Annotated in this window: 26 protein-coding genes; 9 read left to right on the top strand and 17 right to left on the bottom strand. The window is 46.7% G+C overall.

Annotated elements, in window-relative coordinates; all coding sequences use genetic code 11:
* The first annotated feature begins 33 nt into the window (after positions 1-33).
* Positions 34-951, top strand: coding sequence for a LysR family transcriptional regulator (locus tag MHH57_RS14205; protein WP_029517394.1), 918 nt, complete (start codon positions 34-36; stop codon positions 949-951).
* Positions 952-1,289: 338 nt separating this feature from the next.
* On the opposite strand, the gene MHH57_RS14210 is transcribed toward MHH57_RS14205, so the two are convergent.
* The 5 genes from MHH57_RS14210 to MHH57_RS14230 all read right to left on the bottom strand — a co-directional run bounded on the left by MHH57_RS14210 (position 1,290) and on the right by MHH57_RS14230 (position 5,165).
* Positions 1,290-1,430 carry a hypothetical protein gene (locus MHH57_RS14210; protein ID WP_165082404.1) on the bottom strand — a complete coding sequence of 47 codons (141 nt, stop codon included), beginning with the start codon at positions 1,428-1,430 and terminating at the stop codon, positions 1,290-1,292.
* A gap of 81 nt (positions 1,431-1,511) precedes the next feature.
* The gene (locus MHH57_RS14215) at positions 1,512-2,315 is read right to left on the bottom strand and encodes a hypothetical protein (RefSeq protein WP_165146856.1); all 804 of its coding nucleotides are present in this window, start codon (positions 2,313-2,315) and stop codon (positions 1,512-1,514) included.
* Between the two features lie 72 nt (positions 2,316-2,387).
* Positions 2,388-2,807 carry a hypothetical protein gene (locus tag MHH57_RS14220; RefSeq protein WP_029517392.1) on the bottom strand — a complete coding sequence of 140 codons (420 nt, stop codon included), beginning with the start codon at positions 2,805-2,807 and terminating at the stop codon, positions 2,388-2,390.
* Positions 2,808-3,043: 236 nt separating this feature from the next.
* Positions 3,044-4,324 (bottom strand): helix-turn-helix transcriptional regulator, encoded by a 1,281-nt coding sequence (locus tag MHH57_RS14225; RefSeq protein WP_342434243.1) that lies wholly within the window; start codon positions 4,322-4,324, stop codon positions 3,044-3,046.
* 22 nt (positions 4,325-4,346) lie between these two features.
* Entirely contained in the window at positions 4,347-5,165 is an 819-nt protein-coding gene (locus MHH57_RS14230) for a carbon-nitrogen family hydrolase (protein ID WP_342434244.1), read from the bottom strand.
* Positions 5,166-5,341: 176 nt separating this feature from the next.
* On the opposite strand from MHH57_RS14230, the gene MHH57_RS14235 reads away from it, so the two are divergent.
* The 8 genes from MHH57_RS14235 (at position 5,342) to MHH57_RS14270 (ending at position 13,228) form a co-directional block, all read left to right on the top strand.
* Entirely contained in the window at positions 5,342-6,523 is a 1,182-nt protein-coding gene (locus MHH57_RS14235) for a pyridoxal phosphate-dependent aminotransferase (RefSeq protein ID WP_165146862.1), read from the top strand.
* 241 nt (positions 6,524-6,764) lie between these two features.
* Complete coding sequence (gene proB / locus MHH57_RS14240; protein ID WP_069011518.1) at positions 6,765-7,970, top strand: glutamate 5-kinase; 1,206 nt, start codon at positions 6,765-6,767, stop codon at positions 7,968-7,970.
* A gap of 12 nt (positions 7,971-7,982) precedes the next feature.
* The gene (locus MHH57_RS14245; RefSeq protein WP_165146865.1) at positions 7,983-9,275 is read left to right on the top strand and encodes a glutamate-5-semialdehyde dehydrogenase; all 1,293 of its coding nucleotides are present in this window, start codon (positions 7,983-7,985) and stop codon (positions 9,273-9,275) included.
* A gap of 39 nt (positions 9,276-9,314) precedes the next feature.
* Complete coding sequence (gene proC, locus MHH57_RS14250; protein WP_029517386.1) at positions 9,315-10,181, top strand: pyrroline-5-carboxylate reductase; 867 nt, start codon at positions 9,315-9,317, stop codon at positions 10,179-10,181.
* Positions 10,178-11,389: a 2,3-diketo-5-methylthiopentyl-1-phosphate enolase gene (locus MHH57_RS14255; protein ID WP_165146885.1), complete on the top strand. Its 1,212-nt coding sequence runs from the start codon at positions 10,178-10,180 to the stop codon at positions 11,387-11,389. Before proC ends, MHH57_RS14255 begins: the two co-directional genes overlap by 4 nt.
* The gene (locus tag MHH57_RS14260; RefSeq protein ID WP_342434245.1) at positions 11,386-12,063 is read left to right on the top strand and encodes a 2-hydroxy-3-keto-5-methylthiopentenyl-1-phosphate phosphatase; all 678 of its coding nucleotides are present in this window, start codon (positions 11,386-11,388) and stop codon (positions 12,061-12,063) included. Before MHH57_RS14255 ends, MHH57_RS14260 begins: the two co-directional genes overlap by 4 nt.
* Positions 12,064-12,720, top strand: a complete 657-nt coding sequence (locus MHH57_RS14265; RefSeq protein ID WP_029517383.1) for a methylthioribulose 1-phosphate dehydratase — start codon at positions 12,064-12,066, stop codon at positions 12,718-12,720. It begins immediately after the preceding gene.
* A gap of 157 nt (positions 12,721-12,877) precedes the next feature.
* On the top strand, positions 12,878-13,228 hold the full coding sequence (locus MHH57_RS14270) for a DUF4440 domain-containing protein (protein ID WP_318627176.1): 351 nt from the start codon (positions 12,878-12,880) through the stop codon (positions 13,226-13,228).
* A gap of 138 nt (positions 13,229-13,366) precedes the next feature.
* Here the strand turns inward: MHH57_RS14270 and MHH57_RS14275 are convergent, their stop codons facing one another.
* The 12 genes from MHH57_RS14275 to MHH57_RS14330 all read right to left on the bottom strand — a co-directional run bounded on the left by MHH57_RS14275 (position 13,367) and on the right by MHH57_RS14330 (position 24,923).
* Positions 13,367-13,978 carry a flavin reductase family protein gene (locus MHH57_RS14275; protein ID WP_029517382.1) on the bottom strand — a complete coding sequence of 204 codons (612 nt, stop codon included), beginning with the start codon at positions 13,976-13,978 and terminating at the stop codon, positions 13,367-13,369.
* 165 nt (positions 13,979-14,143) lie between these two features.
* Positions 14,144-14,926 carry a hypothetical protein gene (locus tag MHH57_RS14280; RefSeq protein WP_069011514.1) on the bottom strand — a complete coding sequence of 261 codons (783 nt, stop codon included), beginning with the start codon at positions 14,924-14,926 and terminating at the stop codon, positions 14,144-14,146.
* Position 14,927: 1 nt separating this feature from the next.
* Positions 14,928-16,193, bottom strand: coding sequence for a multi-tm2 domain protein (locus tag MHH57_RS14285; protein WP_209947390.1), 1,266 nt, complete (start codon positions 16,191-16,193; stop codon positions 14,928-14,930).
* Positions 16,194-16,287: 94 nt separating this feature from the next.
* A complete protein-coding gene (locus tag MHH57_RS14290) occupies positions 16,288-16,758 on the bottom strand; it encodes a hypothetical protein (protein WP_029517379.1) in 471 nt (156 codons plus the stop codon).
* Positions 16,755-17,420 (bottom strand): RNA polymerase sigma factor, encoded by a 666-nt coding sequence (locus MHH57_RS14295; RefSeq protein WP_029517378.1) that lies wholly within the window; start codon positions 17,418-17,420, stop codon positions 16,755-16,757. Before MHH57_RS14295 ends, MHH57_RS14290 begins: the two co-directional genes overlap by 4 nt.
* 141 nt (positions 17,421-17,561) lie before the next feature.
* Entirely contained in the window at positions 17,562-18,290 is a 729-nt protein-coding gene (locus tag MHH57_RS14300; protein ID WP_312887656.1) for a DnaD domain-containing protein, read from the bottom strand.
* A gap of 3 nt (positions 18,291-18,293) precedes the next feature.
* Positions 18,294-19,589: an asparagine--tRNA ligase gene (gene asnS, locus MHH57_RS14305; RefSeq protein WP_013310674.1), complete on the bottom strand. Its 1,296-nt coding sequence runs from the start codon at positions 19,587-19,589 to the stop codon at positions 18,294-18,296.
* A 132-nt stretch (positions 19,590-19,721) separates the two neighbouring features.
* Positions 19,722-20,918: an acetate kinase gene (locus MHH57_RS14310; protein ID WP_029517375.1), complete on the bottom strand. Its 1,197-nt coding sequence runs from the start codon at positions 20,916-20,918 to the stop codon at positions 19,722-19,724.
* A complete protein-coding gene (locus tag MHH57_RS14315) occupies positions 20,915-21,787 on the bottom strand; it encodes a 3-hydroxyacyl-CoA dehydrogenase NAD-binding domain-containing protein (RefSeq protein ID WP_029517374.1) in 873 nt (290 codons plus the stop codon). Before MHH57_RS14315 ends, MHH57_RS14310 begins: the two co-directional genes overlap by 4 nt.
* A gap of 136 nt (positions 21,788-21,923) precedes the next feature.
* Positions 21,924-23,426 (bottom strand): AAA family ATPase, encoded by a 1,503-nt coding sequence (locus MHH57_RS14320; RefSeq protein ID WP_029517373.1) that lies wholly within the window; start codon positions 23,424-23,426, stop codon positions 21,924-21,926.
* The gene (locus tag MHH57_RS14325) at positions 23,419-23,952 is read right to left on the bottom strand and encodes a hypothetical protein (protein WP_029517372.1); all 534 of its coding nucleotides are present in this window, start codon (positions 23,950-23,952) and stop codon (positions 23,419-23,421) included. The genes MHH57_RS14320 and MHH57_RS14325 overlap by 8 nt, the downstream gene beginning before the upstream one ends.
* 446 nt (positions 23,953-24,398) lie before the next feature.
* Entirely contained in the window at positions 24,399-24,923 is a 525-nt protein-coding gene (locus MHH57_RS14330; protein WP_342434246.1) for a DUF5590 domain-containing protein, read from the bottom strand.

A 24,923-nucleotide genomic window follows, 5' to 3' on the forward strand; every position in this document is an offset into this window, starting at 1 on the left:
GAAAAGTTTATAAGATAAGGAGCATGAAATTCGATGGAATTCAGACAGCTTCAGTACACCCTGCAAATTGCAGCGGAAAAAAACTTCTCACGCGCAGCAGAAAAACTGCATATTGCTCAGCCTTCTTTGAGCCAACAATTGTCCAAACTTGAAAAAGAACTTGGGGTACTTTTATTTCAACGCAACACCAGCACGGTGGAATTAACACATGCAGGAGCAAGCTTTGTAGAAAAGGCAAAAAAAATAGTTGATGCAGTCGAGCAGCTCCGGCAGGAAATGGACGATATTTCTCAGCTGCGAAAAGGGAAGGTCGTCGTTGGCAGTATGCCTATCACAGGCTCCCATTTGCTGCCGCATGTGCTGCCTGTATTCAAGAGGGCTCATCCAGACATTGAAATCGTGTTAGTCGAAGATTCATCCATGAATCTGGAGAAAAAAACGGCAAGTGGCGATACAGATCTCAGCCTGCTCTCTCTTCCCTTAGTAGAACCTACACTTTCTTATGTACCCATCGGTGAAGAATGGATTGATCTCGCTGTTCCTCCGGGTCATCCCCTAGCCCTGCGTAAAAATGGTACCCAGCCGCTGCCAGTGCATATGGAAGAACTGAAAGACGAGCCTTTTGTCGTCCTGAAAAAAGGGCAAGGCTTTCGCAAGCTGACGATGGATCTATGTCATCAAGCAGGCTTTGAACCCAATGTGGTGTTTGAAAGCACTAATATGGAGACCCTTCAATCGCTCGTAGCGACAGGTATGGGCGTGACACTCGTCCCACGTTTTATCGCACGGGCCGCCAGTAGCGAGTTTGTTCCAGCATTGCTGCCACTCGCCGAACCTACTCCCAGCCGTACCCTGGCCATTGCTTACCGGAACGGACGTTATTTGTCTAAAGCTGCCGAAGCTTTTATTGATACCTTCCGAGAAACGGTCGAGCAACTTTCTCAAAAGTAGCCTCGAACGTGAAAAGGACCGTCTTCCTCCCCAGCCCAAGCCAGAGAGGAAGACGGTCCTGGGGCTTCGCCCCTATACTTTCAATACTGCAATTAGATCACGGGTTCGATTACACTGTTGCGATGTTGCTTCCATCTGTCTTCAACGAACCACATTTCATGTTCATTTGAAATTCATGTCAGCCTCGCCTGATTACTCTACGCTTGCTCGGAAACTCCACTTTATCCATCCCGCATCACTTCTTTCCTTAAGGTCTCTAGTCTTGGTATCCAAGAATGTCCTACCTCAGTTCCAATGTGCTGTGTGATCCCAAAGTGTCTGTCCTCGCCTTGTTGTGATCAGGGTCTCCCTAGATGTGGTGGACTTTTGTCCTGATCATAGCCCATTTCATAGTTGTTTCCGACAACCTGTCTATTTAAGCCTCTCGGCCGTGACAGGCCATCCCTATTCGCCAGTTCGGATCTACTTTGATTATCCATCGTTATCAACCTCCTGGTGTCGGGATACTATTATAATACACCTATAGGCTGTATCTGAAACAGGTATCATAAAAAACTTTTTTATGATCGAGAAGAACCAAATGCTTGCTGTACCTCGGCTTCACTCACTTGTGTTTTAAAGACCAATTTCGAAGGATCTTGAGGTGAATAAATGACCTCTATAATGCTTCCTTGCTGCAGCTTGGATAGTTGGGAAGAAAAAACATCCTTTTGCGTGGTTACATTAAAGGTATCGCCGTTGCTTTTCGTTACACTCAGCGTAAATTGAAGCTTAATTTTATCGGATCCCGCTTCACCCATGGGTGTAACATCCAGCACCTTTGCATATGCCTGCTCACCGGTTTTGGCAATTTCCATCAGCTCGGGCGATACGCCCTGCTTGACCATTTGCTCATTCATTAACGCTTGCAAATCCATCTGCGACACCTGCCCTTTCAGGTCAAGTCCTACTTTCTTTTTGTCTTTCTCCGATATTACGAGTGGAATGATCGAGCCTGGCTGAAATTGAGCCATGGAAGTTAAAGGAATAATCGTCGTCAAAGCAGTATCATATTTGTCTTCTCCCTGTTTGGTTACGGTCAACCCAAGTTTTACCTGCGGCTGATTGTTTACATAAGTCCCTGTTTGCTGAACACTAGTAATGATCCCTACCCCAGGAGCACCCTTCTTGACTTTACCCCCTCCGAAAAACGCACCTATAATACCAGGTAGAAATATAAGCGCAAAGCCTGTATAAATTAACGGCCGATACCACGGAGCATCCATAATCAAAAATGGATCATTCCATAAGTAGTTAGCCAAGAATGGTGAGAAGCCTACACCAAACACTAGAAGTACCCCGATCATACTCAAAAATCCTTTCATCCTTCAAAACCCCTTTTCAATCATCTGTTTAAAATATATGTCAGCAAGATAGGGTGAAACACCTCATTCATTTTACGCTGTCACCAGACCCATATAGATCAGCTCTGATGGATTTTTCGGGTTGCTTCCCAGACCCACCGTATCTCCAGGCCGCGGGATTTGCAGCTTGGATACGAGCGTTTCCAACGTTTTTTGGTATCGATTGCCGTTAATTTCTGTCACATCTAGCACTAGCACTACGATCGGATCAAAATTCACGAGCTTCCCGGTATCTGTTACCGAAATAATAACCGCAGTCGCTGCCATCGCCAAACCACCGTTAGCCGCTGTTTGAGCTTGTCTTGCCGAATTTAGGCTTTGGTTGATCTGTTCCCGATGCTCTTTGGGTACTAGACCTTTCATAAATAAGCCTGACAGGCCTTTATTCATCAGTTGATCTGCTTGTTCTATCGCATCCTGCTGTTTTTTCTTTTTACCGAAAAAGTTCATCATGTGATTGCACCTCGTATTTTGTATTGTCGTACCTTATGAATTCAGTATAGAAGACGGTTCCTGACATCACAATACGTTTTGGCACATACAAAAAAACCGGAAAAACAGGAGCTTCAACCTGTATTTTGTCGGTTTATTTTTGAACTTTGGCACGGTTCGCACAAAATTTTGCACACTTCCGAGTATTCTTTCGAACAATCTATCCGATAGTTTTGTGAAAAGCGAATGATTTCTGACTATTTTTTTCTTAAAAGATAGACCAGTTTACGATAATACGCAGATGATTCTTTATAACGACGACTGTCCTCGGACACCACAGCCAGCGTTTCATATAACTGTTCAAGCCGCGCTGGATGCTGAAGAGCTTCAAAATAAGGCAAGCATTGCAAGGCATGCATCCAAAAGGCGTCCTGATTTCCCTGAGCAAGCGCAAGCTGGCTTTCATAAAAATCAAGCCCCATTTGCTGATCTGTTGTCAGATTGGTTTGGCGAAGCTGATCCAAATGCTGTGAGAGAAGGCCCCAATTTTTCCGCACAAACGCAATCTCACAACGATATATCAGCGTAACGGGCAGCATCATCTGCTGCATTTCCTCCCGCTCCCGACTCACCAGCGCTTCAAAACGCCCTACTTCCTCCAATGCCTTGTCCAGCTCTCCAATCGATGTCAGCATAATAATCCGGTTGTTCAGGATGGTCGTGAGCATATCTGCCGCATTTTCCAAATAGACTAGATTGGCCTCAGCCATAGACAGCGTTAACAGTGCTTCCTGTACAGAACCCATGGCAAAACAATATCCGCTGTAAGCTACATACAGGCCCGTCAAACGGTGAAAAAGCCGATCATCATACACCCTTCGCATCGTCTGCTCGAATACCTGCTTCGCCTGATCAAATTGCTTAACCTGAATGCAGGCCTCCACCATAATGTTTTGCGCATTGAGCCAGTTTTCCGTCCCCTCTTCCACCAATCGGATTAACTGCGTAACGTTATTCAGCACATCATAATAATGATTTTTAGAGCGGAGATACTGGATTTTATAAAATAAAATTGCTTTTTTTAGCGGTGCGGGCAGCTCCACCTCATCCGAACGACCAAACTTCTCCAAATAAAAATTCAAATAGGTTTGATGTAAATATTCATAGGCCGTTGGGTCATTTAATTGCTGGTAATAAACGGCCTTCATCAAATAAGTCGTCATTTCCACTACCAGTGAATCGTTGCGATCCTCCAGCTGATCCACATAGCCTTCCGTGGCAGGATTAGCCAGCTTGGACAGCTCTGTAAAAATCTTATCCGCTGTAGCCAGCGTTTCCTCATCCTCTGCCGCTGCACGTAAGAGGTACGATGGGTTTACACCTAAACGCCCAGCAATTTGCTCGGCCAGATCCTCTGCTAACGGGTAACGGTCGGCCAGTATATTCGCAAAATGTGCAGGTGTCACCAGCCCGTCTACCAGCTCTTTACGGGACAGGTTTTTCTTTTTACACAAAAATTCAATGCGTTCCTTAAGCATGGAGTATTCCTTTCTACACTGATTATCGGTCATACAGTGAGGGACGCCGATCTTCAAACACCGGAATACGACCACGCACGTCCTGCACCAAGCCAGACTCAATCGTTCCTGTGAGAATCTCCTCCTGCTCTCCGCCCTCAGCAATGATTTCTCCCCATGGATCAATAATAAGCGAATGCCCGAAGAAATCAGTATCTCCGCTGCGACCTACCCGGTTACAAGCAATGACATACATTTGATTTTCTATAGCACGTGCGGTCAGCAAGGTGCGCCAGTGATGCAGCCGAGGATGAGGCCATTCTGCGGGTACGATCAACAAATTTGCGCCCGACAGGGCCAAACTGCGGGCTAGTTCAGGAAACCGGATATCATAGCAGATCGACGCACCTGCCTGAATCCCATCATCCAGTGCGAATAAAACCTTTTCTTCGCCAGGCTGCAAATATTTTTCTTCATCCATAAGTCGGAATAGATGAATTTTGGAATACGAAGCAACCTCTCTGCCTGTTCGGTCAAAAACGAGCATCGTATTATACACATGACCGTCGCTTTTTTTCTCTGCGATTGACCCTGCTACTACATTCACTTGATGGGTGGCGGCAAATGCTGCTATCCATGCCCGAGTCTCCGTCCCTTCTTCGTCCGCCAGCTCATGAATGCGCTCCAAGGCATAGCCTGTGTTCCACATTTCTGGCAGGACAATCAGATCCGGCTTCAGTTCGGCTTTCATCGCTTGTTCCATTAAAGCTCGGATATGACTGCGGTTTTCCGGGGGATTTCCTATCTCTATGTGAGCTTGTATGAGTGCAACACTGAACGGCTGAGCTTCCTGATACGTCAAAATCCTTCATCCTCCTTGTGTGCCGGAGCTTCTCGTGACCCATTGTCCGGTATTTTCTCCCATCATAGCCCGATCAGTCTGGATTACGCAACCATGCAAGCTTAATTCCCCCTATACAGCTCGGTAAAATCGTGATAGATTATTTCTTAAACTATTCCAAAAGGTCGTGTACATGGATGACTCATTTTTCTATTCCTTCTTCTGACGTCATGAAACAGTTACCCACTCAATTTTTTGCCACACTTGTACAAAATGTAAACCGTGAAATCGCGGCGGGGCATGATGTCATTAATCTCGGACAGGGGAACCCCGATACCCCCACTCCTTCTCATATTGTAAAAGCTTTGCAGGAATCAGCAGATAACCCGCTATATCATAAATATTCGCCATTTCGCGGTTATAGCTTTCTCAAGGAAGCCGTTGCCCAGCGCTATCAGGAGGATTACGGTGTAACGCTCAATCCTGAAAGTGAGGTCGCCATCCTGTTTGGCGGAAAAACGGGTTTGGTTCAGCTCCCACAAGTCCTACTCAATCCCGGTGATGTATGTCTCGTCCCTGATCCCGGTTATCCGGACTACTGGTCAGGTGTAGCCTTGGCTAAAGCGGAAATGTCTTTTCTGTCATTAAAGGAAGAGAATCGTTTTCTGCCCGACTATGAAGCCATTTCCGCGGAAGACCGCCGCCGCGCTAAGCTAATGTTCCTTAACTATCCGAATAATCCTACCTCGGCTACTGCTCCACTTTCCTTTTACGAGGATACGGTTGAATTCGCGCAACGTAACGGCATTGTGGTTGCCAGTGATTTTGCCTATGGCGCTATTGGATTTGATGGCGAACGTCCGGTAAGCTTCCTACAGGCTAAGGGTGCTAAAGACGTGGGGATTGAGTTCTATACCTTGTCCAAAACGTACAATATGGCGGGCTGGCGTGTTGGTTTCGCGCTCGGTAATGCCGAAATCATCTCGATGATTAACCTGCTGCAGGATCATATTTATGTAAGCTTGTTTGGCGGCATTCAGGCAGCCGCAGCAACAGCCTTGACGGCCTCGCAGAACTGCGTAAGCGAGCTGGTTGCCCGTTATGAATCGCGCCGTAACGCTTTTTATGATGCACTTGGGCAAATCGGCTGGAAGGCGACACGCCCAAGCGGCTCCTTTTTCAGTTGGTTGCCTGTGCCGCAGGGCTATACTTCTACTTCTTTTGCCGATCTGTTGTTGCGGGAAGCCAAGGTGGCTGTCGCTCCAGGGATCGGCTTCGGGAGTGGCGGCGAAGGATATGTGCGAGCGGGGCTGCTGAGCTCAGAAGCTCGACTGACCGAGGCGGCTGATCGAATTGGCAAGCTAAACCTGTTTGGTTAATCCGTATTTTCCAGCTACAACTTCTTTGCCAAACCTGGTCTTTTCGTGGTATTCTGTATCCAATATCATTTAGCGCGTTGAAGGGACTATTAAGAGAGACCCGGTCCTGTTCAGAGAGTAAATTCCGATAGGCTGCAAGAATTTACCTGGACTCTCTCCCAACTCCTATCCCCGAGCGCCCTGCGCAATCAGGCGGCCCCTGCCGTTAACAGGTTTCAAGTGGGATGATCATGAATCATCAATGAAGGTGGTACCGCGGAAGCACAAACTTTCGTCCTTTGCATACAAAGGATGGAAGTTTTTTTGCATTAAAAAGAGTAAAATTAAGGAAGTGGACGTCATGTCAACACGTATCGTCATTAAAATCGGTAGCAGCTCTCTAACTGGAGTGGAAGGTGGCTTGAATCGGGAAGCCATCGCTTATTTTGCCCGGGAAATCAGCTTGCTTCGTGCAAAAGGTTATGAAGTGCTGCTGGTTACATCAGGCGCAGTAGCCGCCGGATTCAGAGAGATTGGGTACCCGTTTCGCCCTAAGCTGCTACATGAAAAGCAGGCGGCAGCGGCTGTTGGCCAAGCTCTTCTCATGCAGGCCTATGAGCAGGCTTTTAAAGATTTTGACCTAGTGATCGCGCAGGTTCTGCTTACCCGTAGTGACTTTTTGATCCGCAAACGGATGAACAATGCCGGAATGACCGTAGAAGAATTGCTGCGCCAGCAGGTTATCCCGATCTTTAACGAAAATGACACGGTATCAATTGACGAATTGAAATTCGGCGATAACGATATGCTGTCCGCGCTGGTTGCCAATCTGGTCAAAGCTCAGCATCTGATTATCATTACGGACACCGATGGCGTATATACGGCAGATCCGCGCAAGCATCCGAATGCCGTACGTTTTGAACGTATCGAAGAAATTACAGAGGAGATTTATGCATTAGCTGGAGGTTCTGGATCGTCTGTAGGTACTGGCGGCATGCGATCCAAGATCGAAGCTGCCAAAGTCGCTACACGCGGCGGTGTGCCTGTATATGTGGGACGTGTAAGCGCGAATGGCGATCTAGACGCAGCCGTTGAAGGACACGGACCGGGAACATATTTTGACACTCACCTCTCTTCACTTCCGATGAAAAAACAATGGCTTGGATTTATGTCCACCCCTCTGGGCGCGGTGCATGTAGACGAAGGGGCCGAGGACGCGCTGGTTCACGGAGGACACAGTCTACTTCCGGTTGGCGTACGACGTGTCGAGGGCAGCTTTCATGCCGGAGATGTCGTTGAGGTGCTCGGACCGGAAAATAAAGTGTTAGGACGCGGCATCGTCAATTATGACGATGAACAGCTTCGAATGGTACAAGGATTACCGAGTGGTGAGGTTGTGGGCAAAATTGGTCCCATTCACCGGCTTGAGGTGATTCACAGGGATGAATGGATTACATTATGTATGTAGGGAGGCCGTAACATGAGTGATTTAACGACAAACACAGCTACAACCGAGGAGAATCAGTTTAGCGAAGTACGAACCAAAGCGAATCTTGCCAAAAAAAGTGCCGGGGTCATGAACCGCCTGACTACAGCACAGAAAAACGAAGCATTGCTTGCTATGGCTGAAGCTCTAGTAAATCATACTGAAGAGCTGATTGCAGCAAACCATAATGACCTGAAACATGGACGGGAATTGGGAACATCGGAATCACTGCTCGACCGCCTCACGCTGACCGAGGACCGAATCGGGGCAATTGCCGAAGGATTACGCCAAATTGTGGCACTACCTGACCCGGTCGGCGACACCCTTGAGCAAATTGAACGTCCAAACGGTCTGCGAATTGAGAAGATACGTGTGCCGCTGGGTGTCATCGGCATCATATATGAAGCGCGTCCAAATGTAACCGTGGATGCCGCGGGCCTGTGCTTGAAAACAGGTAATCCGGTTGTGCTACGCGGTGGTTCGGCCGCCCTCTTCTCCAACCGCAAGATTATCGAAGTACTCCAGCAGGCACTAGACGCAACAGCTGTGCCACGCGAGGCACTTCAACTTATTGAAGATTCAGACCGTGCCTCGGTCAACGAAATGCTCACCTTGAACGGCTTGCTGGATGTAATTATTCCACGTGGCGGGCGTTCACTCATTCAAAATGTTGTTCAGAACGCTACCGTACCTGTCATCGAAACCGGAGCAGGTGTGTGCCATACCTTTTTGGACGCTACAGCGGATGCAGCAATGGCCGAAGCGATTACACTGAATGCCAAGGTGCAAAGACCGTCCGTGTGTAACTCGATGGAAACATTGCTCGTACACTCGGATTATGCAAAAGCACACTTAACAGGATTGGCAGAACGCTTTCGTGATGCGGGGGTTGAGCTACGCGGCTGTGCACGCACACGAGAATTGGTTCCTTGGGCTGTTCCTGCCACAGAAGAGGACTATGGCACCGAGTATAATGATTACATTATGAACGTCAAGGTCGTGGACAATCTGGACGAAGTACTGGAGCACATTGCCCGTTACGGTACGATGCATTCTGAGTGTATTGTCACCGAGGACCAAGCCCATGTCGAGCGTTTTCTGCAAGAAGTGGACGCGGCAGCCGTGTACCACAATGCCTCTACCCGCTTCACGGATGGCTTTGAGTTCGGGTTTGGTGCCGAGATCGGAATCAGCACACAAAAATTACATGCCCGTGGTCCAATGGGATTGCCTGCCTTGACTTCAACCAAATATCGCGTGTACGGTACTGGACAAATCAGGGAATAATAACAAAAATCAATCCGTATCCTTGGAGGTTATGAATCTATGTGTGAATCACAAACGAAAGTTTTAATTAACGAGCAAATTACGTTTTTCGGGGCAGGATCAATGGCAGAGGCTATTATTCGTGGAATGACGGCTCGTTCTGTCGTTAAACGTAGTGGTATTACCGTTATCAACCGCAGTAATCAGGCTCGTCTTGAGGAACTCCAAAAGCAATATGGAGTCTTGTACCAAACCGAGGATGCCGCCAAAACCGAGCTTCTGCGTCGTTCTCCAGTCATTGTGCTTGCCATGAAGCCCAAGGATGCTGCACAAGCACTTGGACAGCTCGGCCCACTTCTGTCTGATGAGCAGCTGATCATATCGGTCATCGCTGGATTGTCCATTCGTACGATGCAAACCTTACTGGGTCGCAAGCAGCCGATCGCACGGACGATGCCCAATACATCCAGCTCGATTGGGCTGGGAGCTACAGGCATTAGCTTTTCCAAAGAGATCAGCGAAAACCAGCGTAAAAATGTGCTTACGATGTTCGAATCTGTAGGTACGGTGACGGTTATAGAGGAAGAGAAAATGGATGTTTTGACCGGGATATCTGGAAGCGGCCCTGCCTATGTCTACTATCTGATGGAAGCCATGATTGCCGGGGGAATTCGTGGTGGCTTGACCCCTGAGCAAGCGCACGAACTAACGGTGCAAACCGCGCTTGGAGCGGCACGCATGGTACAGCAAACCGGAGAGGAGCCTTCTGCCCTTCGCCACAAAATCATGTCTCCTAATGGCTCTACGGTAGCTGCATTGGAAATGCTGGACAAAGGTGACTTCTATGAAACGGTGATTGCGGCGGTGCAGCGGTGCGCTGAACGATCCCGCGAGATGGGAGCTGTACTCAAGGAGGGAATTGAATGAGCTATTGCTTGGCGACCTACCGGGTATACGATGACAAAGCCGATTTTAACCAAAAGGCCCAATCTATTGCCATCGGCATGACGGTGGGCAGCTGGACTGAGCTCCCGCAAGCCAAACGGGACGCGATGCAAAAGCATCTTGGCTCGGTTCATTCTGTGGATATTCACGATGGAGGTCCTGGTGAACGGTACGCCGACCTGACCATCGCTTACCCGGATGTCAACTTCAGCCGGGATATTCCCGCACTGCTGGTCACAGTCTTCGGCAAAATTTCGATGGACGGCCGAATTAAACTAACGAAGCTGGGTTTCTCGGAAGCCTTCCGCTCTGCTTTTCCCGGACCGAAATTCGGTATCAGCGGCTTGCGCGAGCAGCTCGGCGTGCATGATCGCCCTCTGCTCATGAGCATTTTCAAATCTGTGATTGGCCTCAATTTGGACGAACTTCGTGAACAGTTTACCCGGCAGGCTCTCGGCGGTGTCGATCTGATCAAGGATGACGAGATCTTGTTTGAAAATGCGCTGACACCAATTGAGAAACGAGTCGAAGCCTGCATCAAAGCTGCCGAAGCGGCTGAGCGCGAAACCGGTAAAAAGCTGCTGTATGCGGCTAATTTAACGGGGCCGACCTCGCAGCTTAAGACGCAAGCTCTCAAGGCCATCGACGCGGGTGCCAACGCGTTACTGTTTAACGTGTTGGCCTACGGTTACGATGTGCTGCATGAACTTAGCAGCGATCCCGCCGTCTCGGTGCCAATTGCTGCTCATCCTTCGTTGGCGGGAGCTGCTTATCCGTCGCCACATTATGGTATATCGGCGTCCGTTCTACTTGGTCAGCTTATGCGGCTGGCTGGCGCTGACCTCGTCCTCTTCCCTTCTCCCTACGGCTCAGTGACGATGCCGCGTGAGGAAAACATGGCGATCCGCGATGAACTGATCACCCCTGATCTACCGCTGAAGGCCAGCATGCCTGTCCCTTCCGCAGGGATTCACCCGGGCCTCGTGCCGTTAATTGTACGTGACTTTGGTACTGACGTTGTTGTCAACGCCGGGGGTGGGATTCACGGCCATCCGCTAGGTACAGAAGCCGGTGGGCGCGCCTTTGTGCAGGCGATTGAAGCCGTACAGCAGAATGTCCCGCTGGCAGAATACGCCCGTACTCACCCCGAGCTGCAATCTGCGCTTGACATATGGGGAGGTGAACGATGAGCACAGCAAAGAAGCCCGTCATTTTTTGCGATTTTGACGGGACAATTACGAACAGCGATAATATTGTCGCCATTATGAAGCATTTTCAGCCTGCAGGCTGTGAGCCCATCATGCATCAGATCGTAAATGGGCATACATCCATTCGTGAAGGCGTAGGTGCGATGTTCGCCTTGATGCCTTCGGAGCAAAAGGGCGAAATTATCTCATATGTACTTGGACAAGCTGGTATACGCGAGGGCTTTGCACGCTTTTTGGACTATGTACGGGAGCAGCAGATTGAATTTTTCGTTACCAGCGGCGGCATTGATTTTTTTATTGATCCATTGCTAAAACCATTCGATATTCCACACGACCACGTCTATTGCAACAAAGCAGATTTTTCCGAGGAGCGCATCCAGATTACGTGGCCGCATCCATGTGAGGAGCCGTGTACAAATGACTGCGGCATGTGTAAAACGACTGTGATTCGTCAATACTCTTCCGAACAATATGAACGGATTTTGATCGGCGACAGTCTGACCGATTTTGAAGGAGCTAAAATTGCCGATCTTGTGTACTCCCGTTCGCATCTGACTTTAAAGTGTCAAGAACTTGGCGTACCACATGTACCCTTTGAAACATTTGATGACATTATCGAGGATTTAAAGCAAAAACAGGAGCAAGGGGTGCTGTAAATGAGTTTTAACTTGGCAGACATTTCATTGGAAGAAAAACGCCGCGCACTGGAAGAGCTCGCTGATGTCAAAGAACTATTCGCATCTCGCAACTGGTTCCCAGGCACAAGCGGTAATCTGTCGATCCGAATCGGTGACTTTCACCCCGAACAATTTTATTTTGCAGTTACCGCCAGCGGCAAGGATAAGACCAAACGCACTCCTGAGGATTTTCTGTTCGTAGACCAATACGGAAAAGCAGCAGAAGCCACAAACCTCAAGCCAAGTGCAGAGACGCTCATCCATTGCGAAATTTACCGCCTGACAGGCTGTGGAGCAGTTTTTCATGTGCATACCGTGTTTAACAATCTGATTTCCGAATATTATGGTGAGCAAAGCGCTGTACCTATCCAAGGTATTGAGCTGATCAAGGCTTTTAACATTTGGGAAGAAAATGCTGCGATTGATATTCCTGTGCTGCCTAATTACGCGGATATTGCCTCGATTGCCAGGCTGGTGTCTGGTGTACTGAATGATCAGGTGCCTGGAATTTTATTGCGTAACCACGGCATTTATGCGTGGGGCCGCGATGTATTTGAGGCTAAAAAGCATTTGGAGGCGTTTGAATTTTTGTTTGAAACGACGTATCGCTCCCTGCTGCTGAAAACTTTGAAGTAAATAAACTCATAAGTCTCAAAGATGTGTATCATTATTAGTAAAAGCGGTTATTGAATATCGAGAACGGGGCCTGAGCGAAAAGCACGGTACGTTCTCTTTTTTATTAAAAAAGTTTCCTATCCTAGTGGTGACATAAAATCTTAGTTGAGGTGATAAGGTGAGTAAAGAATTACATGAGATTATATTGAATTTAGAAAAGCAGTTAATGCATTATCGAAAAGAAGATTTTGAAAAGCTATTAGCTAATGATTATATTGAATATGGTTCTTCGGGTAAAAAATACGACAAATCATTGCAATTAATTTTTTTAAATGATAGAGCTCCTTTGAACTACATACCATTTATAATTACCAACTTTAAAATAAAGTTGTTGTCGTCAGATTTTGTACATTCAACATACTGTACTAAATCGATTGACGATGGAAATAGGTCATTAAGAAGTTCCATTTGGAAACTAAACGATGGTCAATGGCAAATGTTTTTTCATCAGGGAACTCCAACAAAATAGGGACTCATTTTAAACAGTTGGCTCTCGAAACACCACAATAATATCAACATTCAGATTAAACATAGCCTTCATAAAGGAAATGTGATGAATAAGAATCCTTCCAATGTAATTTTAGGCATGCTGTAAAAAAAGCGCCCCCTATTGGGGACGCTCCAGCGTGAATTGCTCTCCTAGCTTCGCATAATTATTCCCAGCCAACCGACTTACTGGACGCAACTCCTTAGCAATCACATACGTATTTTGGTACGCTTCCTCGGATAAATGATACTGCACTACGCGTCCGATTAGTAGATCACAAGCAGGTGTGTCCTCTTTGCCTCCTAGCGGTATCACCTGTTCCAGAATACATTCCATGCGTATTTTCGCTTCTGTCACACCGGGAACTGCGATTTTTGTACTTTTTATCGGGGTAAGGCCTGCCAGTGTAACCTCACTCTCCTGCGGCGACAAACGGGAAGCCGTCACATTCACCGCTCCCACATTGTCCTCGTCTGTGATATGTACGACAAAAGCTTTATGCTCCATCGCATTACGTGCTGTATCTTTGGATACTCCATCGACACGTTGTACGGATACAGACAGCAGTGGCGGCTCGGAGGCAACGATGGAAAAATAACTGAACGGCGCACCATTCAGCACCCCTTCGCTGCTCAAAGTCGTTACAAAGGCTACCGGCCTTGGGATAATACTTCCGGTCAACAGCTTATAATTTTCACGCCCTGTAAGCGTATCAGGATTCAACGAAATCATTTTGCTTCCTCATTTCCGATCACAATCGCTATTCGACTGCACACCATCAAGTTTCGCCTGATAAGCAAATGCACCATTAGTTAGCGACATGGATGACATCTCAGGCTTCCTTTTCAAGTATCGCGTGAATGATACAAAATGTAAAGTTGGAGCCGGAAAATCTCCCTATTTTTCAATTATATTTCCTCGGCTATCGCGCACAGTAACCGTAATTCCCTCAGGTACAGCAATCGTAACATCAAGCTGCTGTTGAGTCTGCATAAACCGTGTCGGAATTTGACCCAGTAATACATACAAGGTATCGCCGATTTGCTTGGTCTGATATAAATCTTGACCCTTTATTTCGTCCTCTTTGCCTGTGTATACATAACTTCCGAACACATGCACTTCCGGTGAGCTGGTTGCGTCAATTTTGACCGCATAAGGATCTTCTCCCTGTACAATCACTTTGTTCACTTCGGCAGGCAGTTTTTCATGCCAGTCTGGGAGAACCCTTGTTTCCTGAACCGAACTCATTATTTCTCTGACTTGCGGAGTGATCCCCAATGAACTGACCAAGGCAAATCCGATACAGCAAAAAACCAATACCGCCGTAATAAACATACTGAATACATCATAACGAATACGCTCACGCGTCCCCTTCCAAGCAGTATACATTAAAATTTCCAAACCTAGCAAAACAAAAACGACAGGCCACCAGGTCAAAGCCTGGTCCAGTATGCCCGCTCCCCAAAACTTGGAGGCAAACGTTATGCTCCCCAGCAGGACGAGGAAAAGTCCCATGGACAGCCTTCCGACTTTCCACACCCCTGCCGGAGCGTTTGACGCTTTAGAGGAATTATTTTTGTTAGATGATGTACCCAATATACCTGTGGAGCCTCCTCCATCGCTCTGAGGATGATGGGCTCCCTTAAAGGGAGCCTCACTCTTTGAAAATTCAGTATCCATTCTATTGCTTCTCCTTTACTCGTTTAGATTTGGAATTCCCGATCATCATCCAAATACCACCGCCGATCAACAATAAGGATACGATAATCGTTCGTAGATACATGTCAACCAAATTATAAATCTCTCCATTCGGAAACAGACGTTCCAAAGTAGGAACTAATACGTTGATTAAGATGTAATAGGCTCCTAGCAATAGTAACCCCAAGCCTACCCAGCGGTGATATTGTGCAAACATACCGATCACAGGCTTGTCGATCAGCGGCTCCCGTCCATAACGGCTTACTTGCTGCAACGCATCAAAAAAGCTATAAAACCAGACCACCGGAATCAGGAACAAAAAAAGTGAAAGATGCAGCACGTCCAGTACATAGATGCCTCCTAAAAACAGAAGCATGAGCTGGAGTCCACGCTTTTGCATACCGATATACATATGTCCAGCACCGGGAAATACCGATAAAATGGTAGCCAGCATTTTACTCCGCCGTCCCTCGACTCTTCCATATTCCAGTTCCTCAAACAAAGTACGGTCCTGAAGCATTTCTCCCGCTTGTTTGCGATGTACATGCTGCACCGCATCAAACATGCAATACAGCCAAATGATCGGTAACACGCCCGCAAACGCCAAAAATCCGGATTCGTTTGTAATGCTGGTAATAAAAACGAGGATCGCTCCAAAGCCAAAGAAAGATAGCAGAAAAGACAAACCACGCTGCATCAGCCCCAAATGAAGGTGTCCCAATCCAGGAATGAACGACAGCAAAATCGTAAAAAAGCGTTCATTGTCCGATCCCTTTTGAAAAGCTGGTGATCCTGCCATACCATGGTGTCCTTGTTGATAATAGTTATAGCCCGGACCATATCCCATTCCTGCTCCCGGCGCATCCGTATCTGAGTGTGTTGCCTCCTCCGGTACCTCTCCTGTTAAACCAGCCTGTCCATAACGTCCGCTTTGCGAGTAAAAACCATATGGGTTGGGTCCTGCATGAGGAGGATATGGAACAGCAACTGCACGAGGATCATAACGCAACAAGCTAATGATGATATGCAGCATACTCAGCCCCCATAAAAAGGCAGCAATAAACAAACTCACCACAAAAGGCGCTCCGTCACTTGCTATCACTGAAAAAAATATTCCTCCTGCCAGACATCCGAAAAACAAAATGGTGTATACAAACGCGTTGGCTTTTCTGGTCCAGTAATAGTGTCCCACACCGGGAATGATGTTCAATAGAAATGCCAAGAGCTTGCTTCGTTCCGTATAAGGCATCGCTACACTTCCTTTCTATTTGTGGAATTTTAATGAAGTCCCCATCTGAAGGTTGTTGTTTTTGAGTTTTTCGTCTCACCCTTTATCCGAAGATTTAGGGCTTTAATTTATCGAGCCAGGTCGTGGTAGCTCGCATGACCTCTTCACTGTAAGAGACGCGCTCTTTTGGAGGAATCGGCTTTCCGTCTGTTTGCGGCATCATTTTGTCAAAGGCTCCACTGGACAACAAGATCAACGTTAGGCTTGCGGCGACAACATAGTGAAACACAGGTTTTTCAAACCAGCGGCGTTTTTTAAACATAACTTGACTCGGTTCAGCTTCTAGCTCGGGAAGAACGGCCATTACCTGATCTGTGAAGCGCTCCGTATCCATCCAGGCAGAATAATCTTTCATAGTTGACTCCAGTTGCTCCAGTGCAACAAGATATAACATCAGCGCCTGTTCGTCTTCCAACAGGAGCCTTTCCAGCCGGGCAGATTCCTCTATCGTGCAAGTTCCTGCAATGTAAGCATGCCAGTCATTCGATTTCCCTTCAATCCACGGTTTATCCTGTTGGTCAGTCATTGCCATTCCTCCTCCTTCCAGTGGTTTCGAATCCATAGTCGCGCCCGGTAGAGTCTCGACTCTACCGTTTTTAAAGCTACCTGCGTCTCTTCTGCAATTTGGTCGTAGGTTTTGCCCTGCATATAGTAGGCTTGAATAATATCCCGATGTTGCTGGGGCAACTGAGCGATTTTTTGTGATAGTTCTTTAATTTGCTCCTCGCGGATGAGACGAGCCAGCACATCCTCATCCCGGGAAGGGAGCTGTACAAGGGATTGTGCGACGTCTATTAGCTCTGCGGGGCGTCTGTCCTGTTTGCGCTTAATATCCAGCGCTTTGTGGAGCGCAATTCGGCTCAGCCACGTTTTAAAACCTTCGTTCCGGTACTGGGGGAGAGACTTGTACACCTGAACGAATGCCTCCTGCGCGGCATCTTCTGCTTCCTTGCTGTCATGCAGCACCGAATAGGCGATATGAAATACATGCTTGCTGTACAGCTCTACGATCTCACGGAACGCCTGCCGGTCACCAGACCGTATTCGTTCAATGATTCTCTCTATATCAATGACGCTCTCCCCCTTCCCAATACTATAGACGCCAGGAAATTTCCTTCCCCTGCATATTTCGAAAAAATAATTTAAAAAGGACACACCCTCCTGACGGAATGGTGTGTCCTCTATCATTAAAGCCTATTTACTCGTCTTCATTTCGGCTTAGCTCACGCGCACAGGCGATATTCCATGTTGTCCTCATTGCACAATAGCCAATCTGCAGTAACAGCCTTCATATATAAGTCTACTACCTAAAAGACTTAGACCGATACATTAATTGCGTCCGCCACCACGGAATCGCTGGGCGTATTCTTTGGCATCCTGTGCATTACGGACACGGTTTCGGCTCCACTCCAGCAAAATACGGTCTATATACCGGAAATGTACTTTCCCTGCAAATACCGCTTCCTTCAAAGCCAGCAAAATCAGCTCCTCGGGATACCGATCCTGATCCACCCAGCTGGTGATCGTCTCGTATTCCATCGGTGACAATGGGCGCCCGAATTCTTTCTCAAAAATCGTGAACAAATTCCGTTCTTCTGTAAGCGAGGATTCTGATATTCCATTCAGTAAATCCGGCTTTCCGGCAAACAAAATGTCATCTTCATCATGCTGCTCATTACGCTCAGCGATCATACATTCTGCCAACTTACGGTACAGCCCCGTCAAATTGTAACGTTCGAATTGTACGGATGAGCTGCGGTCTTCTACGGAATCGATTCTCAAAAATCCTTCTTTCATGAGCTTACTGAAATAGAGTGCGATTTCGTTCGCAGTGCATCCGATACGTGACTGCAATTGTTCCCATGTTGGAAATTCATTACGTTCTGCTTGTTTAAAGGCAAGCAACTGCATCAGTAGCAGCATTTCACCATCCGTCAGCCGAAGTGTCCGATAATGCTTGAGCAGGGCGTAGGGAATCTGGACCATTCCGGCTTCCATAGCAAAGGCTACTCCCTCCGCCCATTCTGCCGCTGACGTCTTGTCGAATGATCCGGTCATCGGTTACGGATACAAACGATACAGCATACGTGGGAACGGAATCGTTTCACGTACATGATCGAGTCCACAAATCCATGCTACTGTACGCTCCAGGCCCAGTCCAAAGCCGGAATGCGGAACGGTACCATAGGTGCGTAAATCCATATACCATTGGTAGGCTTCACGAGCCAAGTTATGCTCGTTAAAACGTTCTTCCATCAATGCTGGATCATCAATCCGTTGGGAACCCCCGATAATTTCGCCGTAGCCTTCAGGAGCGATCATATCGGCACACAAAACAACCTCTGGACGGGTCGGGTCTGGTTTCATATAGAATGCCTTAATGTGAGTCGGCCAATGTGTAATGAACACAGGCTTGTTATATCTTTCAGCAATCGCCGTTTCATGAGGAGCACCAAAGTCTTCTCCCCATGGAATATCGAAACCTTCACCTTGAAGGAAGGCAATCGCCTCATCATACGTAATACGTGGGAATTCGCCTTGAATTTGCTCCAGCTTCGAAACATCGCGTCCGATTGTTTCAAGCTCCTTCGCACAGTTTTTGAGAACAGACTGCACGATATGACTTACAAACTGCTCCTGAACGCGCAAGGATTCTTCATGATCCACAAAAGCCATCTCAGGCTCGATCATCCAGAACTCAATCAGGTGACGACGTGTTTTAGACTTTTCCGCACGGAAAGTTGGACCAAAGGAATATACTTTGCCCAGCGCCATTGCCGCGGCTTCCATATACAACTGTCCGCTTTGTGTCAAATACGCATCTTCATCAAAATATTTAATGTGGAACAATTCTGTTGTGCCTTCTGCAGAGGAAGGAGTCAAAATGGGTGGGTCCACCTTCGTAAAGCCGTTGCCGTTAAAGAATTCCTGTACAGCACGGATAATTTCCGCCCGTACGATCAGAACAGCACGTTGCTTGGCGGAACGCAGCCATAAGTGACGATGATCCATCAGGAAATCTACACCATGCTCTTTGGGTGTAATCGGGTAGTTTTCGGTCAAATGAATTATTTCAATGCCTGTAACCGTTAATTCAAAGCCCGATTGGCTACGCGGTTCTTCACGCACCACTCCTGTAACGTAAAGGGAGCTCTCTTGAGTCAAGGATTTGGCGTCATTCCAAATATCCTCGGACACTTCGCTTTTCACGATAACCCCTTGAATATACCCGCTACCATCGCGCAGTTGCAGGAACTGAATTTTACCACTAGATCGTTTATTGTTTACCCAAGCACCGATTGTAACCGTTTCCCCTACATGGCGGCCCACTTGGGCAATCGTACTTTTATTCGTCATGACCGTCTCTCTCCTCTTAACCGAAAATCAAACAGCCCTTCCCCCTGGGTCAGGCTGTTTGCTCTCGCTGTTTGGTGCATGCGGAACTCAAACAATAGTCCACATGCATAAAGTTTACACTTTCGAACCGAACTACTGAACCAGACGGAACGTGTCGCGGGCAATAACCAGTTCTTCGTTCGTTGGAATGATCAGTACTTCTACCTTTGAATTTGCAGTTGTAATCCGGCGAGGCTCGCCAGAACGAATAGCATTCAACGATTCATCCAGCTCGACACCGAGGAATGTCAATTGCTCCAACACTCTCTTACGCAGAACGATGGAGTTCTCGCCTACACCTGCTGTAAATGCAATTACGTCTACCCCGTTCATTGCGGCAGCATACGATCCAATGTATTTGCGCAGACGGTATTCATACATTTCAAATGCCAATGTAGAATTAGCTTCGCCTTTTTCCATACCTTCTGTGATTTCACGCATGTCACTGCTGATACCGGAGATAGCTAAAAGTCCACTATGCTTGTTCAGCATGGAATTGACTTCATTGACAGTCAATTCTTCTTTGTTCATGACATAAGGTACGATTGCTGGGTCCAAATCACCACTACGAGTACCCATCATAAGGCCTTCCAGTGGAGTCATCCCCATGGAAGTATCAACAGACAAACCGCCTTGAACTGCTGTTATACTACCACCATTACCGATATGACAAGTGATAATCTTCAGGTCTTCCAAAGGACGACCAAGGAATTTGGCTGCTTCCTTACTCACAAAGTCATGGGAAGTACCGTGGGCACCGTAACGACGAACCTTGTACTTATTGTACAACACTCTTGGAATGGCGTACATATAAGCTTTTTCAGGCATGGTTTGATGGAACGAGGTATCGAATACTACAACCTGCGGTACATCTGGCATATTCAATTCAGCCGCTTTAATCCCCATCATGGAAGCAGGGTTATGCAGTGGCGCCAGGTCAAACAAGCGGCGGATTTCACTCTTCGCTTCAGGCGTTACAACTGCTGACTGTTTAAAGATTTCGCCTCCATGAACCACACGGTGGCCCACAGCCTGAATTTCGCTAGTACTGGAGATTACACCATGTTCAGCATCTGTGAGTGCGTTTAGCACTTTACGGATGGCTGTAGTATGTTCCAAAATTTCGCTAACTTCGGTGTATTCTTCTTTATTGGTTGGCTTATGCGTCAGAATGGAGGAATCCATACCGATACGCTCTACCAGTCCCTTTGCCAAAACGGACTCGTCCGTCATATCATACAATTGGTATTTCAGAGAAGAACTCCCTGCATTGATTACGAGAATTTTCATATCCGGTCACCATCCTTGTCGTACTTAAAGAAGCCTTCGCCCGATTTCACGCCCAGATTACCTGCACGCACCATTTTCTTCAGTACGATGGACGGACGATATTTCAATTCACCAAATTCACGGAACATACGCTCCAGAGCAGCCAAAACGGAATCCAGACCAAAGCGGTCAGCCATTTCCAAAGGGCCGTTTTGGAAGTTATAGCCGATTCGCATAGCGTCATCGATATCATCAGCGGAAGCCACGCCTTCTTGAAGTACATGGGCCGCTTCGTTAATCAGCAGACAGATAATCCGGCTTGTTACGAATCCAGGAGATTCATAAATCATGACTCCTTTTTTCTCCACTATTTCTTCCACGAACATCTTAGTGTTTTCAAAGGTATCATCCGAAGTTTTTAAACCACGAATAATTTCTACGAGATCAATACGGGATACTGGATAAATAAAGTGCATACCAATAACACGCTCTGGATACTTGGTCGAGCTGGCAAGCTCGGTCAGGCTCAGCGTGGATGTATTACTTGCAAGAATAATATTGTTTGGACACACATGGTCCAGCTCTTGGAACACTGCTTTCTTCTCGTCCAGATTCTCTGTAATAGTCTCAATGACCATATCACAGCTGCCGAGCTCCGCTAAATGGGATACTTTCTGAATGCGGGATAAGATCAATTTTTTCTCAGCTTGAGTAATTGCCCATTTTTCCAGTTGTTTGTCCAGACTCGTTTCAATCATATTGTAGGCGTAGTCTAGTTTCTCTGGTGTCTGCTCTACCAGCAGCACATCGATTCCTTTGGACGCGAGCATTTCAGAAATTCCCTGTCCCATGGTGCCGCCGCCGATGACGCCGATTTTTTTAAATTGCATGATTCTTAACTCCACCCTTTCCTGGTCACTCTCATATATTGTATCCTTCTTTGTCGAAAAATACATGTTTATGTCCCAATAGATAATAATATCTTAGCACGGACTAAAAGTAAAAAAAAATAACCAGCATAAAAAATTATGCTGGTAATAAAGCATTTTCACTAAATTGACATCTAAATTGGTCTCCAGACAAAGTTTCCTCCTTCATTAGGATGTCAAGTGAGTTGTCGAACACAGGACGATGCTTTTCCAGCAGTTCCAAAGTTCGGGTATGCAGGTCAGCCATAATCTCGCCATTTTCCCGCATGAGTTCTTCTTTCGTTACCATTTCCATGTTAATAATGCCAAGTGAAGTCAAACCGGAAGTCATCATCGTATGGACGATGTTCAGCGCCTGCTCAAAATCATTACTAGAGCCGGTACTTCGACCGCCATAGTACATTTCTTCTGCCGTAGCCCCTGCGAGCGAGATCATAATCTGCTCCTCCAGATACTGCTTGGTGTATAAATAATGCTCTTGCTGTGGATTGTGGCGCACATACCCAAGCGCTTTCCCACGTGGGCTAAGTGCAACCTGGCTTACGCTACCAGGACGAACAATTTCGGCCATAATAGCATGTCCCAGTTCATGGATCGCTACACGTTTTTTCTCTTCCAAGGTCGATTCTCGATCTGTCTTTTCACCCATCATCACTTTGTCAATTGCCATCGACAGATGTTTCTGTGCAATCATTTTCTGATCCTGTCTCATCGCATAGATTGCCGCTTCATTCATTACGCTCTCCAGCTGTGCGCCAGAAAACCCGTAAGATTCCTCAGCAATTTTATCCAGATTCGCATCTTCCTGAATCGGTTTGTTTTTGGCATGAATTTTAAGAATATGAAGACGGCCCTTCTTATCAGGCAAATCCACTTGAATATGACGGTCAAAACGCCCTGGGCGCGTTAAGGCGCTGTCCAGCATTTCTTTACGGTTTGTTGCCGCAATGATCAAAATCCGCGGTGTATCTACCGAGTAAATACCATCCATTTCTGTCAGCAACTGATTCAAAGTCTGATCATATTCTCGTTGCTGTCCACCCTCACGTTTACCACCAATTACGTCGATTTCGTCAATAAAAATAATTGCATTTTCCTTCTTTTCCTTGGCTGCACGAGTACGTGCCTCCCGGAACAACTCACGCACACGACCTGCTCCAACACCAACGTACATTTCAACAAATTCACTACCTGAGGCTGCAACAAAAACAGAATTAGTATAGTGTGCCGCTGCCTTAGCCATCAGTGTTTTTCCTGTTCCCGGAGGACCTGTGAGCAAAACGCCTTTTAATGGACGGATACCAAACTTGGAGATTTCATCATGTCGATTCAAAAAATCCAAGGCCTCACGCAGCTCCTGCTTAGCGCTTTCTTGCCCACCGATTTCCTCAAAAGTCAGCTTGTCCGGGCCATTTTTTTTACGTTTACGTTCTTGCCCAGCACCTACGGCCAAGCCTCCACGAGCATGCATGAGCATTAACAAGCCGCTGAACATCACACCAGCAACTAGAAGAGGGATAATATTTACCCCAATAAAAACGAGAAATATAATGGTTACCGGCACAATGCCGATTAATATTTCCTTGATCCATCTAGGCATTAGGCCATACCCCCATCTGCTGAGATTGACGTGGCAAAACGATAAACTTGGTCGCTTTCCCTTCGCTGAGTCGGATATAGACATTGTTCGAATCCATGTCGGTATCAGCTTTGATACCCGTCTTTTTCTTTTTCATATGCTCAACTGTAGATGAAATTTGAGTATACTTTCTATTTTCCATCGCTTCGGCTACAGGAAACATAGCCTCAGACCACCATTGATTCAGTGCTGAATTGGAACGGTCTGCAATATCGAGCTTAATGGTGCGGCTGCCAATGATGGATTGTCCTTTTTGCTTAACTACATCGACCAATCCGGCCACATCCGCCTGCGGTTTGAGATCTAGTTTCAATACAACCTGATCCTGTTTAATATCTATTTGAGCGCTTGTCACGCCTGGATATTGAGAAACCAGTTTTTCCAGAGGACTTTGCATTGTAACCTGACGGTAAATGAACCATCCCCCAAATAGCAGCAAAGCTGCCAAAACTGCCGCCACAACGATAGGAACTGCACGCAATTTCAAACAACATCCTCCTCTCAAAATGTAATACTCAGAAGAAACGGGACGAATGTCAACAAACAACCAAATTGCATGATCTTACAGTGATCAGCAATTCTTTTTTCTATCATTTTTGTCTATCACTTATAAAATATAGTATATCATAACGTATATCTAAAATCGAAGGCAATGTGTGGAGGAGTTGTGATGAGGCAAAATCTTTGGTTATGGTGGAGGTGGGACGCTGCGTGTAGGATTTGATCTTACGATCGCTGTTGCCCGCCATAAAGATGAATTTGCCTTAGGAGAGAAGTTGGGTAGGTAAAGATGCTTCGCTGGCATTCAGCTCATCTTTACGGCATAGCAAGACTAAAAGACGTAAACACGAATTTCATCGCATTTACGTCTTTTTCTTGAGCTTTTAATCATTTACTAGTCATTCATTCCACATCTGCTGATCCTCAACCAGCTCAGTTATTGGGCAAAGTATACTTTACCCCCGTCGCTCCCCCATCTGAAAAACGGTAAAAGGCATAGTAATGATGGCTTCCATCATCGTAAAACAGCTGCCACACATATTCGCCATTGAACACACTCGGCAGGAGGCTTACAATTTTCACACCTGGAAGCTGCTGCTGAATTAGCGCCGTCATTTTTTGCTCGTCGACTCCGTTCTTCAGCAGCTCGGTATGAACACCGCTATTATCTGCGGCAGGTACGTTAGGTTGTCCCTCCACTTTTTGAAAAGGAACCCATACCATTATATTTTCATTCTGTGCATTTTTCCCTTGAACCACCCAATAAACCTGATCCCATACAGACTTCCATGTTTGAGTCGTGCTAACCAGGCCACCTGATTGCTTGGCCTTAATGATAGCGGCATTTTTCTCAGCCACCTGGTCTTGAGTAACATAGGAATAATACCAGAAAATGCTGACCAGGATCAGTATCACGGCCAAAATGGCGACCGCTATCCATTTTTTCTTATTTTTCAA

Source organism: Paenibacillus sp. FSL H7-0442 (genome assembly GCF_038593105.1).
GTDB lineage: Bacteria > Bacillota > Bacilli > Paenibacillales > Paenibacillaceae > Paenibacillus > Paenibacillus polymyxa_D.

Excerpts from the sequence above, each read along its gene's own strand:
- MHH57_RS14295 (WP_029517378.1), bottom strand. The coding sequence starts at position 17,420 with ATGATAGAGGACACACCATTCCGTCAGGAGGGTGTGTCCTTTTTAAAT.
- proC (WP_029517386.1), top strand. The coding sequence starts at position 9,315 with ATGTGTGAATCACAAACGAAAGTTTTAATTAACGAGCAAATTACGTTT.
- MHH57_RS14215 (WP_165146856.1), bottom strand. The coding sequence starts at position 2,315 with ATGAAAGGATTTTTGAGTATGATCGGGGTACTTCTAGTGTTTGGTGTA.
- MHH57_RS14260 (WP_342434245.1), top strand. The coding sequence starts at position 11,386 with ATGAGCACAGCAAAGAAGCCCGTCATTTTTTGCGATTTTGACGGGACA.
- MHH57_RS14255 (WP_165146885.1), top strand. The coding sequence starts at position 10,178 with ATGAGCTATTGCTTGGCGACCTACCGGGTATACGATGACAAAGCCGAT.
- MHH57_RS14320 (WP_029517373.1), bottom strand. The coding sequence starts at position 23,426 with ATGCCTAGATGGATCAAGGAAATATTAATCGGCATTGTGCCGGTAACC.
- MHH57_RS14280 (WP_069011514.1), bottom strand. The coding sequence starts at position 14,926 with ATGGATACTGAATTTTCAAAGAGTGAGGCTCCCTTTAAGGGAGCCCAT.
- MHH57_RS14300 (WP_312887656.1), bottom strand. The coding sequence starts at position 18,290 with ATGACCGGATCATTCGACAAGACGTCAGCGGCAGAATGGGCGGAGGGA.
- MHH57_RS14290 (WP_029517379.1), bottom strand. The coding sequence starts at position 16,758 with ATGACTGACCAACAGGATAAACCGTGGATTGAAGGGAAATCGAATGAC.
- MHH57_RS14235 (WP_165146862.1), top strand. The coding sequence starts at position 5,342 with ATGACTCATTTTTCTATTCCTTCTTCTGACGTCATGAAACAGTTACCC.
- MHH57_RS14245 (WP_165146865.1), top strand. The coding sequence starts at position 7,983 with ATGAGTGATTTAACGACAAACACAGCTACAACCGAGGAGAATCAGTTT.
- MHH57_RS14210 (WP_165082404.1), bottom strand. The coding sequence starts at position 1,430 with ATGGATAATCAAAGTAGATCCGAACTGGCGAATAGGGATGGCCTGTCA.
- MHH57_RS14225 (WP_342434243.1), bottom strand. The coding sequence starts at position 4,324 with ATGCTTAAGGAACGCATTGAATTTTTGTGTAAAAAGAAAAACCTGTCC.
- MHH57_RS14310 (WP_029517375.1), bottom strand. The coding sequence starts at position 20,918 with ATGAAAATTCTCGTAATCAATGCAGGGAGTTCTTCTCTGAAATACCAA.
- MHH57_RS14285 (WP_209947390.1), bottom strand. The coding sequence starts at position 16,193 with ATGCCTTATACGGAACGAAGCAAGCTCTTGGCATTTCTATTGAACATC.
- MHH57_RS14205 (WP_029517394.1), top strand. The coding sequence starts at position 34 with ATGGAATTCAGACAGCTTCAGTACACCCTGCAAATTGCAGCGGAAAAA.
- MHH57_RS14315 (WP_029517374.1), bottom strand. The coding sequence starts at position 21,787 with ATGCAATTTAAAAAAATCGGCGTCATCGGCGGCGGCACCATGGGACAG.
- MHH57_RS14275 (WP_029517382.1), bottom strand. The coding sequence starts at position 13,978 with ATGATTTCGTTGAATCCTGATACGCTTACAGGGCGTGAAAATTATAAG.
- proB (WP_069011518.1), top strand. The coding sequence starts at position 6,765 with ATGAAGGTGGTACCGCGGAAGCACAAACTTTCGTCCTTTGCATACAAA.
- MHH57_RS14220 (WP_029517392.1), bottom strand. The coding sequence starts at position 2,807 with ATGATGAACTTTTTCGGTAAAAAGAAAAAACAGCAGGATGCGATAGAA.
- MHH57_RS14265 (WP_029517383.1), top strand. The coding sequence starts at position 12,064 with ATGAGTTTTAACTTGGCAGACATTTCATTGGAAGAAAAACGCCGCGCA.
- asnS (WP_013310674.1), bottom strand. The coding sequence starts at position 19,589 with ATGACGAATAAAAGTACGATTGCCCAAGTGGGCCGCCATGTAGGGGAA.